This is a genomic window from Geodermatophilus ruber (assembly GCF_900114385.1).
Taxonomy (GTDB): domain Bacteria; phylum Actinomycetota; class Actinomycetes; order Mycobacteriales; family Geodermatophilaceae; genus Geodermatophilus; species Geodermatophilus ruber.
This window is the reverse complement of sequence record NZ_FOSW01000010.1, coordinates 1-12,775: the sequence shown is the minus strand read 5'-3', so window position 1 is coordinate 12,775 and position 12,775 is coordinate 1. Positions and strand designations below refer to the sequence as shown.

At 73.2% G+C, this 12,775-nt stretch carries 14 protein-coding genes; 10 read left to right on the top strand and 4 right to left on the bottom strand.

Going from position 1 to position 12,775, the window contains the following annotated elements; translation table 11 throughout:
- The first annotated feature begins 12 nt into the window (after nt 1-12).
- The 8 genes from BMZ50_RS15900 (at nt 13) to BMZ50_RS15865 (ending at nt 6,504) form a co-directional block, all read left to right on the top strand.
- Nucleotides 13-1,239 carry an aromatic ring-hydroxylating oxygenase subunit alpha gene (locus BMZ50_RS15900; RefSeq protein WP_091326433.1) on the top strand — a complete coding sequence of 409 codons (1,227 nt, stop codon included), beginning with the start codon at nt 13-15 and terminating at the stop codon, nt 1,237-1,239.
- Nucleotides 1,232-1,597, top strand: a complete 366-nt coding sequence (locus BMZ50_RS15895) for a hypothetical protein (protein ID WP_091326431.1) — start codon at nt 1,232-1,234, stop codon at nt 1,595-1,597. Before BMZ50_RS15900 ends, BMZ50_RS15895 begins: the two co-directional genes overlap by 8 nt.
- Nucleotides 1,590-2,357 (top strand): SDR family NAD(P)-dependent oxidoreductase, encoded by a 768-nt coding sequence (locus BMZ50_RS15890; protein ID WP_091326429.1) that lies wholly within the window; start codon nt 1,590-1,592, stop codon nt 2,355-2,357. The genes BMZ50_RS15895 and BMZ50_RS15890 overlap by 8 nt, the downstream gene beginning before the upstream one ends.
- Nucleotides 2,358-2,450: 93 nt before the next feature.
- Complete coding sequence (locus BMZ50_RS15885; protein ID WP_091326427.1) at nt 2,451-3,419, top strand: PDR/VanB family oxidoreductase; 969 nt, start codon at nt 2,451-2,453, stop codon at nt 3,417-3,419.
- A gap of 137 nt (nt 3,420-3,556) precedes the next feature.
- Nucleotides 3,557-3,856 (top strand): Dabb family protein, encoded by a 300-nt coding sequence (locus BMZ50_RS15880; protein ID WP_091326424.1) that lies wholly within the window; start codon nt 3,557-3,559, stop codon nt 3,854-3,856.
- Entirely contained in the window at nt 3,856-4,779 is a 924-nt protein-coding gene (locus tag BMZ50_RS15875) for a cyclase family protein (protein WP_091326422.1), read from the top strand. Before BMZ50_RS15880 ends, BMZ50_RS15875 begins: the two co-directional genes overlap by 1 nt.
- Before the next feature lie 94 nt (nt 4,780-4,873).
- Nucleotides 4,874-5,785: a carbon-nitrogen family hydrolase gene (locus tag BMZ50_RS15870; RefSeq protein WP_218146288.1), complete on the top strand. Its 912-nt coding sequence runs from the start codon at nt 4,874-4,876 to the stop codon at nt 5,783-5,785.
- Nucleotides 5,782-6,504: a DsbA family oxidoreductase gene (locus tag BMZ50_RS15865; RefSeq protein WP_091326419.1), complete on the top strand. Its 723-nt coding sequence runs from the start codon at nt 5,782-5,784 to the stop codon at nt 6,502-6,504. Before BMZ50_RS15870 ends, BMZ50_RS15865 begins: the two co-directional genes overlap by 4 nt.
- Nucleotides 6,505-6,534: 30 nt before the next feature.
- On the opposite strand, the gene BMZ50_RS15860 is transcribed toward BMZ50_RS15865, so the two are convergent.
- The 4 genes from BMZ50_RS15860 to BMZ50_RS24280 form a co-directional block, all read right to left on the bottom strand.
- On the bottom strand, nt 6,535-7,605 hold the full coding sequence (locus BMZ50_RS15860) for an acyl-CoA dehydrogenase family protein (RefSeq protein WP_091326417.1): 1,071 nt from the start codon (nt 7,603-7,605) through the stop codon (nt 6,535-6,537).
- The gene (locus tag BMZ50_RS15855) at nt 7,602-8,762 is read right to left on the bottom strand and encodes an acyl-CoA dehydrogenase family protein (protein WP_091326414.1); all 1,161 of its coding nucleotides are present in this window, start codon (nt 8,760-8,762) and stop codon (nt 7,602-7,604) included. Before BMZ50_RS15855 ends, BMZ50_RS15860 begins: the two co-directional genes overlap by 4 nt.
- A gap of 65 nt (nt 8,763-8,827) precedes the next feature.
- A complete protein-coding gene (locus BMZ50_RS15850) occupies nt 8,828-9,145 on the bottom strand; it encodes a hypothetical protein (protein WP_091326412.1) in 318 nt (105 codons plus the stop codon).
- 68 nt (nt 9,146-9,213) lie between these two features.
- Entirely contained in the window at nt 9,214-9,363 is a 150-nt protein-coding gene (locus BMZ50_RS24280) for a hypothetical protein (RefSeq protein WP_177212828.1), read from the bottom strand.
- Between the two features lie 339 nt (nt 9,364-9,702).
- Between BMZ50_RS24280 and BMZ50_RS15845 the strand changes: the two genes are divergently transcribed.
- Complete coding sequence (locus BMZ50_RS15845) at nt 9,703-11,997, top strand: HelD family protein (RefSeq protein ID WP_091326410.1); 2,295 nt, start codon at nt 9,703-9,705, stop codon at nt 11,995-11,997.
- Nucleotides 11,998-12,146: 149 nt separating this feature from the next.
- The coding region (locus tag BMZ50_RS15840) for a DUF222 domain-containing protein (RefSeq protein WP_143087194.1) at nt 12,147-12,775 on the top strand (629 nt) is incomplete at its 3' end.

Sequence of the window (12,775 nt, the reverse complement as noted above, 5' to 3'; positions counted from 1 at the left end):
CAGGAGGACGTCATGACGGATCTCGACGACCGGACCCTCGAGGCCCTCGACGCGGAGTTCGCGGCCGCGCCGGACCCGCATCGGTGGATCAAGAAGTACCCGGAGCTCGGCACCGGTCCCATCTCGACGGACCGGTTCATCTCGGAGGAGTTCTTCGAGCGGGAGCGCAAGGAGGTCTTCGCGAAGTCCTGGCTCAACGTCGGCTCGCGGCACGACTTCACCGGCCCGAACTCCTTCTTCGTCCGGGACATCAAGCTCCTGGGCGTCTCCCTGCTGGTGGTGCAGGACGAGAACGGCAAGGTCCAGGCCTTCCACAACGTCTGCTCGCACCGCGGCAACAAGCTCATCTGGGAGAAGGACGGCGCCTGCCCGAAGCTGTTCGCCTGCCGCTTCCACGGCTGGGGCTACGCCCACGACGGGGAGCTCAAGGAGGTGCCCGACGAGGAGGTCTTCCACTTCGACAAGAAGGACTGGGGTCTCGTCCCCGTCCGCACCGAGGTCTGGAACGGCTTCGTCTTCGTCAACCTCGACGACGACGGCACCGAGGACCTGCACGAGTACCTCGGCCCGCTGGGCGAGAAGCTCAAGGACTTCCCGTTCGACATCCTGAGCCTCTTCGCCCGGTTCGACGTGCCCGAGCGGGCGAACTGGAAGGTCGCCCTCGACGCCCAGAACGAGATCTACCACGTGCCGATGCTGGCCCCGCTGCACCGCTTCCTGGCCGGTGGCGCGTTCTCCAGCAACGACGAGGGCTACACCCGGATCCACGACTTCGAGCGGCTGGGCAGGCACTCGGTCTACAAGTCCGACTCCGACGACGACTTCGAGGAGACCGCCACCGGCAAGGTCAACAGCGGTGTCTCCCCGTCGTTCAGCGAGTTGAAGCTGCCGCTCGACGTGCCCTTCGCCTTCCACGTCATCTTCCCCAACATGGTCCTCGCCTTCTTCGGCAACCAGCTGTTCACCTACAACATCTGGCCCGAGGCGGTGAACCAGACGACCTGGGAGATCCGGCTGCACTACCCGGCGGCCACCAACCTGGCCGAGTGGGCGCTCAACGAGCAGGCGAAGAACCGCTTCCGCGACCTGCTCTGCGAGGACCAGGCCGGTCACGAGGCCCTGCAGGTCGGCCTCGAGTCGCGTGCCCGTGACTCCTTCGTCCTGGGTGACCAGGAGATCCAGATCCGCGCCTTCCACAAGAACCTGGACGAGCAGATGGAGCGTGCCGAGAATGCCTGAGACCACCACCCCCGAGAGCACCGTCGCCCTGCCGGCCGGCTTCGAGCACCTCAGCCGCTACGCCTCCTGGGTGCTGCCGACCGAGCGGGAGCGGATCGCCGCCCGCCTCGACAGGCCCTACCCGGAGTCGGTCGAGTTCTACAAGGGCATGCTGGCTGAGCAGGAGCGGATCATGAGCCACCTGCTCACCGTCCCGGTCGCCGAGGCCACGCCCGAGGACATGGCGCTGATGCACATGACGTTCGCCTTCCTCGAGATCGCGAACGCCGTGGAGGTCTACGGCGAATCCGAGGTCCCCGACGGGGCCGATCTCCGCCTGTTCGTGTCGACGCTCGACGGACAGCCCGCTCGTGTCTGAGCAGAAGGTCGCCTTCCTCACGGGAGGTGGATCCGGCATCGGCCGGGCCAGCGCGGTCGCGCTGGCCCGGCAGGGGCTGGCCGTCGTCATCACCGACGCGAACGCCGACGCGGCGAAGGCGACCCTCGACCTGGTGACCGCAGCCGGCGGCACGGGCGAGGCCCTCGCCGTCGACGTGACCAGCGCGGCGCAGGTGGAGGAGGCCGTCCAGCTGGCCGTGCGCTCGTTCGGCCGGCTGGACGCGGCGGTGAACAGCGCCGGTGTCCAGGGCGACCTGGCCCCCGCCGCCGAGTGCACGCTGGCCAACTGGGAGCGCACGATCGGGGTCAACCTGACCGGCACGTTCCTCGCCCTCCGTGCCGAGATCGCCGCGATGCTGCCGTTCGGGGGCGGGTCGATCGTCAACCTGTCCTCGAACTTCGGGCTGGTCGGCAAGAAGCGCATCCCGGCGTACAACGCGAGCAAGCACGGCGTGATCGGCCTGACCAAGTCCGCAGCGATGGACTACGCCGAGGCCGGCATCCGGGTGAACGCGGTGTGCCCCGGACCGACCATGACCCCGATGCTCGACGTCATCGCCAACGACGCCGGCGGCCAGGGCGACGCGATGCTCCGCGAGGTCGAGGAGAGCGTCCCCATGGGCCGGATGGGCACCGCCGAGGAGGTGGCTGCGGCCATCGCCTGGCTCTGCTCGGACGCGGCGGCCTTCGTCACCGGAATCGCCCTGCCGGTCGACGGAGGATTCGTCGTCGGTCGCTGATGAGCCCCGCTGCCGGGTGGCGCACTCGCTGTCCGCCACCCGGCAGCGGTCCCTCGACCCGTTCCCGCACACGCACTCACGTAAGGAACCACCATGCGCTCGGACACCGCTGTCCCCCCGTCCGGGACCGACGACCTGCAGCTGGTCGTCAGTGAGCTGTCCCGCTGTGCTGACGGCGTCGTCTCGCTGGTGCTCGCCGACCCGCAGGGACGCGAGCTGCCGGCCTGGGAGCCCGGCGCGCACGTCGACGTCTGCATGCCGGGCGTCACCCGCCAGTACTCGCTCTGCGGAGACCCTCGCGAACGCGGGACCTACCGGCTCGGCGTCCTCCTGGAGCCGGAGAGCCGCGGCGGCTCCAAGTTCATCCACGAGCAGCTGTGCGCGGAGCAGACCCTCACCGTGCACCCGCCGCGGAACCACTTCGCGCTCGAGGATGCCGCGGAGTACCTGTTCGTCGCCGGCGGCATCGGGATCACCCCGATCGTGGCCATGATCACCGAGGTGGAGCGACGCGGCCGGCCGTGGCGCCTCGTCTACGGCGGCCGGCAGCGCTCGTCGATGGCCTTCCTCGACGAGCTGGCCGCCTACGGCGACAAGGTGGTGGTCCGCCCCCAGGACGAGTTCGGGCTCCTGGACCTCGACGAGATCCTCGACGTCCCCGACAGCGTCCACATCTACTGCTGCGGTCCCGAGCCCCTCATCGCCGCCGTCGAGGAGCGCTGCACCCGCCGCGCCGCGGGGACGCTGCACGTCGAGCGGTTCGCGGCGCGCGAGCTGCCCGAGGCCGGCGAGCAGACAGCCTTCGAGGTGCACTGCCAGGAGTCCGACGTCACCGTGACCGTCGCCGCGGGCCAGAGCATGCTCGACGCCCTGCTCGACGCCGGCGTCGACCTCAACTTCGACTGCCGCGAGGGAACCTGCGGCAGCTGCGAGCTCGAGGTCCTCGAGGGTCGGCCCCTCCACCTCGACTCGATCCTCAGCGTCGCCGAGCGCGAGACCGCCGAGATCATCTTCCCCTGCGTCTCGCGGGCCCGGAGTGACCGCCTGGTCCTCGACGCCTGAGACGCGCGCCGCCCCGCGGCGCCCCCACGAACCTGGTCGCGGACGACGACGTCCACGACCGCCACAGACCTGTGGCACCAGGAGAAACACCCCACCGGGCCCGGTCGCAAGCCGGGTCGGACAGCGAGGAGAGAGTCATGATCCGTCACGTCTTCATGTGGCAGGTTGCCGAAGGCCACGACCCCGAGAAGGTCGTCGAGCTGCTGACCACGCTTTCCGAGAAGCTCCCCCAGCTGCGCAGCTGGGAGCTGGGTAGCCACGCCGGGGAGCCGAACGACAACGGTCGCCCGTGGGACGGCGTCCTCATCTCGGACTTCGACGACTGGCAGGGGCTGGCGGAGTACTCCGACGACCCGTACCACGCCGAGGTGGTGGCGCAGCTCCTGCCGATGGTGTCCGAGCGCGCTGTGGTCGACTTCGTCCGCGAGCAGGCGTAATGGCCCGGGCGGACATCAAGGTCGGCTCCAGCCCCTACGGTCCCGACGACCAGCTCGGGGCCATGAACAAGATGACGGCCGCGTCATCGGCGGCGGTGCTCGCCCGGGCCGACGGCTCCAAGGTCTACGACCTGAGCATCGACTACTTCGTGGGCATGCCCAGCTTCCAGGCCGCCGGCGACCCCAGCTACCAGATCTACATGTCGCACACCCCGCAGGGCACCGTCGTGGACAACCTCAACGGCGTGGGCGACGAGATCAACCGGAACGTCTGCTACTCCGGCGACGTGATCTTCATGTACACGCACACCGGTACGCACATCGACTCGCTGAACCACTTCGGGGTCGACGGGAAGATCTACAACGGGTTCACCGCGGACGAGCACCTCGGTAGCCGGCACTGGATGCGTGGTGGCGCCGAGACCATCCCGCCCCTGGTCGCCCGGGGCGTGATGCTCGACATCGCCGGCCTGAAGAACGAGGAGTGCCTCCCGCCCTCCTACGCCATCACGGTGGAGGACTGCCAGCAGGCGCTGGACAAGGCCGGGCTGACCCTGGAGGAAGGCGACGTGGCCTTCATCCGGACCGGCCGGATGGCCTACTGGCCGGACGGTTCCAAGGTCCTGGGCAACCCGCCCGGGGTCGGGCTGGACGCCGCCCGCTGGCTCACCGAGCAGGGGATCATCGCCATCGCCGCCGACCAGGAGTGCGTCGAGGTCGGTCCCTCGCAGCACGAGGACAACTGGCTGCCGGGGCACTGCCACTTCCTGGCCGAGGCCGGCGTCCCGATGATCGAGCTGGTGAACCTGGAGGAGCTCGCCCGCGACGGGGTGTACGAGTTCTGCCTGATCGCCGCCCCGATCCGGCTGCGGGGGGCCTCCGGCGCTCCGCTGCGTCCGCTGGCCATGGCGCTGCGGGACTGACCGCACCAGCCCGAACAACCGGGGCGCCGTCCTGCCCAGTCACGCGGCGGGACGGCGCCCCGGTCCCTGTTGTGAGATCAGAGGAGAACCCGTCATGAGCGAGGGCCAGACGACGGTCCGCCGGCCCCGGAGCTCCGGCTGCGGCGATTCGAGCTACCGCATCCGCGTGAAGGTCGTGCAGGTCGCCTACGGCGACGACGAGCCGGTCAGTGACCGGATCGACCGGGTGGCGGCACTGGTGTGCGGCCTGACCGACGCCGACCTGATCGTGCTCCCGGAGCTCTGGGCGCACGGGGGGTTCGCCAGCGACACGTGGGTCGATCGGGCCGAGCCGCTCGACGGCCCGGTGGCCCGCGCCATGTCCGAGGCCGCCCGGGCTGCCGGCGCGGTCCTCCACGCGGGCTCGATCATCGAACGCGCGCCGGCCGACGCCGCCCGGGCCCCGGAGGTTCGCGGGTTGTGGAACACCTCGCTGCTGTTCGGGCGGGACGGCGCGCTGCGCGCCACCTACCGCAAGGTCCACCGGTTCGGCTTCGGGGACGGTGAGCCCCGTCTCCTCGACGCTGGTGACCGGATCGTCACCACGCCGCTGACCGGCACGGATGGGTGCGAGGTCGCGACCATCGGTCTGGCCACCTGCTACGACCTGCGCTTCCCGGAGATGTTCCGGACCCTGCTCGACGCGGGCAGCGACCTTTTCGTGGTGCCCGCCGCATGGCCGGCGCCACGGGTGGAGCACTGGCAGCTGCTGGGTCGCGCCCGGGCACTGGAGAACCAGTCGTTCCTCATCCAGTGCAACACGGCCGGCACGCACAGTGGCGTCGCGATGGGCGGGTGCAGCCAGGTGGTCTCGCCGAACGGCGTCGTCCTGGCCCAGGCCGGCTCGGGACCGGAGGTCCTGGACGTGCAGCTGGACCTGCGGGAGGTGGACCACTACCGCCGGTCGTTCCCCGTCCTCGACGACCGCCGTCTGGGGACCCCCGCCCGTGAGGCGGCCCCGGCATGACCGCGCTCGAGGTTCCGGAGCTCACCGAGCCGCTGCGCAACCCGGCGCCCGGCGTCGTGACCGTCTGGTCGGACATCGGCTGCCCGTGGGCGTCGCTGGCCCTGCACACCCTGCACCGCCGGGCCGCGGAGCGCGACGACCCGTTGCTGGTCGACCACCGTGCGTTCCCCCTGGAGCTCTTCAACCGGCGCGGCACCCCGAAGCTGATCATCGATGTCGAGGTCGTGGCCATCGCCGCGCACTGCCCCGACCTGGGCTGGCGGCCCTGGACCCAGCCCGACTCGACGTACCCGGTGACCATGCTGCCGGCCATGGAGGCGGTCCAGGCGGCGAAGGACCCGGCCGTCGGCGGTCTGCGCGCCAGCGATGAGCTCGACGCCGCTCTCCGGCGGGCCTTCTACGCCGAGGGACGCTGCATCAGCGTGCACAGCGTGATCCTCGACGTGGCCGAGCAGTGCGCGCACGTCGATGCTGCGGCGCTGGCCGGCGCTCTCGCCCGAGGAGCCGGGCGGCGGGAGGTCTACGCGCAGTGGGAGGTCGCCCAGCGGCCGGACGTCCAGGGAAGTCCGCACCTGTTCGCGGCGGGCGGCTTCGCCACGCACAACCCCGGTGCGACCTACCACTGGACCGCGGCCCCGCCGGACGGCTTCCCGCGTCTCGAGGAGTACCGCACGGAGTGGGCGGAGGAGCTGCTGGACCTGCTGTCGAGGGGCGCCTGACACACCGGCGGCCCGCTCTCGCCCGCGTCCTCAGACGACCCGGGTGAGGGCGGGCCAGAGGGCGTCGCCGCCGTCGGCGAGCAGGCCGACGCCGAGGACCCGCGCCCAGGTGAGCTCGGATCCGGCCTCGTCGCGCCAGGACCAGCAGCGGCGGGTGAGGTGGTGCAGCTTGTGTTCCTGGGTGAAGCCGATCGCGCCGTGCACCTGGTGGGCCAGCCGGGCCACCGGCTCGACCGCGGCGCCGGCGCGCACCTTGGCCGCGGCGGCGGGCAGGACGACGTCCTCCCCGCGGTCGAGGGCCTGGACGGCGGCGTCGACCAGCGCGCCGGTGGCGGTGACCTCCCCGGCCATCTGCGCGAGCTGCATCTGGATGGCCTGGAACTTCGCCAGCGGCCGGCCGAACTGCTGCCGCTCCCCGGCGTACCGCACGGTCCAGGCGAGCACCTGCTCCAGCGCCGCGGCCAGCTGCACCGCCCGGGCCAGGGCGAACCGCGCCCGCACCCGCGCCGCCCGGGCCGGGGGCAGCAGCGCCCCGGTGGCGGGTGCGCCGCCGAGCACCAGCGAGCCGCGGGGCTCCCCGGCCAGGTTGCGGGCCTCGCTGCCGGCCAGCCCCGCGGCGTCGACCAGGGCCAGCACGGCGCCCTCGATCCCGGCCGGTGCGGCGGCCAGCACCGCGACGTGCCGGGCCACCCCGGCCCAGGCGACGTCGGTGGCGGTGCCGGTGAGCGTCCAGCGGCCGGGCCCGTCACCGTCGTCGACCGGCTCGGCGTGCACCGCCCCCTCCACCGCCACGGTCAGCGGCTGGTCCACCGGCGGCAGGTCCAGGCCGGCCGCGACCAGCGCGGGGCCGGCGACCAGCAGCTGCTCGGCCACCGGCACCGCCGCGGCCCCGGCGGCCAGGGTGCGGACGACGGCGACCGCGTCGGCCGGCTCCCCGCCCGAGCCCCCGGCCTGCTCGGGCAGCCCGACCCCGGTCAGCCCGGCCTCGGCCAGGGTCGACCACAGCTCCGCGTCCCACGGCCGCTCCGGGGTGAGCACGAACGGCTCGTGCGCGGACAGGATGTCCCGCACGGTCTCCACGACCAGGTCCTGATCGCTCATCGCAGCCCCAGCCCCCTCGCCACGATGCCGCGCAGGATCTCGTTCGTCCCGCCCCGCAGCGTGTAGCCCGGCGCGTGCAGCTGCGCCTCGGCCAGCGCCCGGGCCAGCGGATCCGGCGAGTCCAGCGACGGCGCCACCTCGACCACCCGGCGGATCTCCTCGATGACATCGGCCTCGAACGTCGTCCCCACGTCCTTCACCAGCGCCGCGGGGATGTCGGGCAGCTCGCCGCGGTCCAGCGCCGCGGCGATCCGCAGGCTCAGCTGCCGCAGCGCCAGCAGCCGGGCCGAGAGCCGGCCCAGGGTGGCCAGCGCCGCCGGGTCGCCGGAGTCGACAACTCGACGTCCGAACTCGGCGAGAAGGGGATATGTCGACAAGAAGCGTTCCGGCCCCGACCGCTCGAAGGCCAGCTCGGCGGTCACCTGCTGCCAGCCGTTGCCCTCCTCGCCCAGCAGCATGTCCCCGGGGACGACGACGTCGTCGAACACCACCTCGTTGAAGTGGTGCCCGCCGTCCAGGATCCGGATCGGGTTGATGCTGATCCCCGGCAGCGACAGGTCCACCAGCAGCTGGGACAGCCCGGCGTGCCGGTTGCCCGGATCCACCGGCGCGGTGCGCACGAGCACGATCCCGTAGTGCGAGTGGTGCGCGTTCGACGTCCAGACCTTCGCGCCGGTGACCACCCAGTCGCCGGCGCCGTTGCGGGTGGCGCGGGTGCGGATCGAGGCCAGGTCCGAGCCGGAGTCCGGCTCGGACATGCCGATCACGAAGAAGCACTCCCCCGCCGCGATGCGCGGCAGGATCGCCTGCCGCTGCGCCTCGGTGCCGAACTTCAGCAGGTTGGGGCCCGACTGCCGGTCGGCGATCCAGTGCGCCGCCACCGGCGCCCCCGCCGCCAGCAGCTCCTCGGTCACCGCGTACCGCTCCATCGCCGAGCGCTCGTGCCCGCCGTACCGCTTCGGCCAGGTCATCCCCAGCCAGCCCCGCTCCCCCAGCTTCCGCGAGAACGCCGGGTCGACGCCGGACAGCCACGTGTCGACGTGGGTGGTGAAGGATCCGGCGGCCTGCTCGGCGGCGAGGAACTCGCGCACCTCCGCGCGAACCTTCTCCGCGGCCTCGGACGGCGGCGCGGGAGCCGGCGCGAGTGGACTGCTCATGCGGTGCGGCTCCCCACGTCGGTGTGGCACGTCCCCGCAGCCTGCCAGAGCCGCCACCGACGGGCTCAGCGGTCCTCGGCGCCCTCCTCCTCGTCCGAACCGCCACGGGTGAGCTGGCGGAGCTCGGAGACGACGTCGCCGGCCGCGGTCGCCAGCGAGTTCACCGCCCCTGACACGAGCCGGCGGACCCCGGCGCCGTCCAGCCCGAGCAGCGAGCCGAAGCCCGCGGCGGACTCGAGGCCGGGCAGGGACGTCACCCCCGGGTGGGCCTGCCCGTGCCCCTCGGCGAGCTCCGGCGACCAGCGCATCGCATCGCCGGACATCGTGATGTCACCGGTGGCGCCGTCGATGGCGTCGGTCACCGGATTGGGAGAACACTCCATGGCCGCCTCCCGCGCCGCAGATGCCCTCCTCCGATGGTGGCCCGTGCGGGTGCGCCGCGCCAGGGCCGTCAGTAGCGGGAGGTGCCGCAGTCGGCGCAGCGCTTGCGCGGCGGCCGGGTCTCCCGCTGGCAGTTCGGGCAGGTCCAGACGGTCCGCTCGGGGCGCGGCCGGCGGGCCGTGCCGCGGCGGGTGGTCGCCGGGGTGGTGAGCGTGCTCATGGCGTCCTCCAGAACGTGCGTGAGGTCCTCCAGGTCGGTGCGTCCCCACGCTAGGAAGGGCAGATGTCACCGAGGTGACCTCCACGTTGCCGTTGCCGCCGGCGGGTGTGACCCCGGCGGCAGTCGATGAGTCCGGCCGCGGCCCGGGGTCGGAGGAGCATGGCTGCGACGTTCGTCCCCGTGCCCGGAGCCGGCGGGCACCTCGTCGCGCTCAGCCGGCCCGCCGACCGGCTGGTGGGCTACCTGCTCCCCGGCATGCCGTAGCCGCCCGACGGGAATGCCGGGGCACCATGGGCGATTGCTCCTGAGCCGACGCAGGACCCGACAGGAAGACGCGCAGTGCCGACGACGCAGCCCGAGCTCGTTCCCCACCCCGAGATCGCAGCCGAGCAGCAGTACGTCCAGGAGCTCTACGGCCGCCTGGACGCCGCCCGGAACCTGGCCGCGCAGCGGCTGAAGCAGGCCATCTCCTGGCCGGCGGTCGACCCGCAGGCGCTGCAGGAGCGCGATGCCACCGTCCGGTTCCAGACCGAACGGGTCACCGCCCTCGACGCCGCCGAGGCCGGCCTGTGCGTCGGCCGCATCGACCGCACCGAGGACGGGCCCCTCTACATCGGGCGGATCGGCCTGGCCGCCGACGACGCCGGCGGTGACCCCGCCCTCGTCGACTGGCGCGCGCCCGCCGCCCGGCCCTTCTACACCGCGACCCCGGTGCAGCCCCTCGGGGTCGACCGGCGCCGGCACATCCGCACCCGGGGACGCACCGTCGTCCGGCTCGACGACGAGGTGCTCGCCGACGGCGTCGCCGGGTCCGGCCTCACCGGTGAGGCAGCGCTGCTGGACGCGCTGGACACCGCGCGCACCGGGCGGATGACCGACATCGTCCGCACCATCCAGGCCGAGCAGGACCGCATCATCCGCGCCGACGACCGCGGCGTCCTGGTCGTGCAGGGCGGGCCGGGCACCGGCAAGACCGCCGTCGCCCTGCACCGCGCCGCCTACCTGCTCTACACCCACCGCGAGCGGCTGGCCCGCCGCGGGCTGCTGGTCGTCGGGCCCACCCCGACATTCCTCCGCTACATCGCCGACGTGCTGCCCTCCCTCGGCGAGACCGGCGTGCTGCTGGCCGGGCTCGGTCAGCTGCGTCCCGGACTGGACGCCCGCGGGACCGAGTCGGCCGAGGCGGCCGCGGTCAAGGGCGGGCTCGGGATGATCGAGGTGCTGGCGGCGGCCGTCGCCGACCGGCAGGTCGTGCCCGACCGTCCCGTGGAGGTCACCGTCGACGGCTTCGCGCTGCGGCTGCGCCCGATCGACGTGCGGCGGGCGCAGAACACCGCGCGCAAGGCCGATCGGCTGCACAACCTGGCGCGGGCGGTGTTCGCCCGCCGCATCGTCGACACGCTCACCAAGCGCTACACCGAGCGGATCGGCGCCGACGTCCGCGGCGGGGGCAACCTGCTCGACCGCGAGGACGTCGCGTCGCTGCGCAAGGAGGTCGCCGCCGAGCCCGCCGTCCGGCTGCTGATCGACGACCTGTGGCCGGTGCTGACCCCCGAGCGGCTGCTCGGCGAACTGTTCGCCGACCCCGCGCGGATCGCCGCCGCCACCCCGGACTGGTCCGACGCCGACCGCGCCCTCCTGCACCGGCCCCGCGGCGCGGCGTGGACGCCGGCCGACGTCCCGCTGCTGGAGGAGGCCGAGGAGCTGCTCGGGTTCGACGACAGCGCGCAGCGGGCGCGGGCCGAGCGCGACCGCCGCCGCCGGCTGGCCGAGGCCCAGGAGACCCTCGACGTCCTGCACGGCTCGCGCTCGGTCGACCTGGAGGACGAGCACCTCGAGGCCGAGGTGCTCAGCGCCGGTGACCTCATCGACGCCGAGCAGCTGGCCGAGCGGCAGCAGACGGTCGACTCCCGCACCACCGCGGAGCGGGCCGCCGCCGACCGCACCTGGACCTTCGGGCACGTCGTCGTCGACGAGGCGCAGGAGCTCTCCCCGATGGCGTGGCGGCTGCTGGTGCGCCGCTGCCCCACCCGGTCGATGACCGCCGTCGGGGACCTCGCCCAGACCGGCACGCTGGCCGGCGCCTCGCGCTGGGAGGAGACGCTGCGGCCGCACGTCGGCGACGCCTGGCGGCTGGAGGAGCTCACCGTCAACTACCGCACCCCGGCCGAGATCATGGCCGTGGCCGCGGACGTGCTGGCCGCCGGCGGCACCGGGGCGACGGCTCCGCGGTCGGTGCGCCCGGCCACGGAGGACCCGTGGGCGGAGCTCACCGGTCCGGGGGTGGCCGTCCGGGTCGCGGAGGTGACCGCCGGGCTCGCGCAGCACGAGGGCACCACCGCCGTCATCGTGCCGGCGAGCCGGGTCGCCGAGGTGGCCGCCGCGGTGTCCGAGCGGGTCTCCGGCGTCTCCTCGGGCCCTGCGGCCGACTCCTCGCTCGGCCCCGTGGTGATCACCCCGGCCGAGGCCAAGGGCCTGGAGTTCGACTCGGTGCTCGTGGTCGATCCCCAGCGGATGCTCGACGAGGGGGTGCGCGGGCACAACGACCTCTACGTGGCGCTGACCCGGGCCACCCAGCGGCTCGGCGTCCTCTCCCCCGGTGAGCTGCCCGAGGAACTGTCCCGTCTGGCCTGAGGCCCGTTCCCGACCGCCCCCTCCGACGGCGGCCCTGTCAAGACCCCCTCCAGATCTGTGGACAGGGCTTTGACCTGGGGATTCGCCTCGCCGGGCCCGCTCTTGCGGGCTAGGATTCGAACATATGTTCGGATCGTGGAGGGGATGTCGTGGCCGGGTTGACCGAGGCACTCGACGGGCTGGCCGCTGCCGATCTGAAGCCGCTGGTGGGCCCGGTGCTGCTGGATCGGCTGCGCGGGCTGCTCACCGCGCAGAACCGGCTGGCCGCCGAGGTGGCCCGCACGGTGCGCGAGTGCGAGCTGAACGGCGCGGCCGAGCACGACGGGCTGAAGACGATGGCCTCCTGGCTGCGCGGGCACGCCCGGCTGTCGGCGGCCGCCGCCCGGCAGCTGGTGCACAACGGCCGCGCGCTGGAGCAGCTGCCCGCGCTGGCCGCCGCCCATGCGGCCGGGCGGGTGACCGCGGAGCAGGTGGCGGTGGTGGAGCCGATCACCCGCCCGGACAACCGCGCGGCCGCCGCGGAGCGGGGGGTGGACCTGGCCGAGATCGACCGGGTGCTGGCCGGGCTCGCCACCGAGCGGCCGCATGCGGAGCTGCGGATGGCGGTGCACCGGCACCTGGCCTGGCTGGATCAGGACGGCCCCGAGCCCGACCCCACCGAGGGCCGCACGCTGCGCCTCGCCACGCACCCCGACGGGCACCTCTCCTTCCGCGGCGACCTGGACCCAGTGGGTGGGGAGAAGCTGCAGACCGCGCTGGAGGCGCTGGTGCAGGCCGG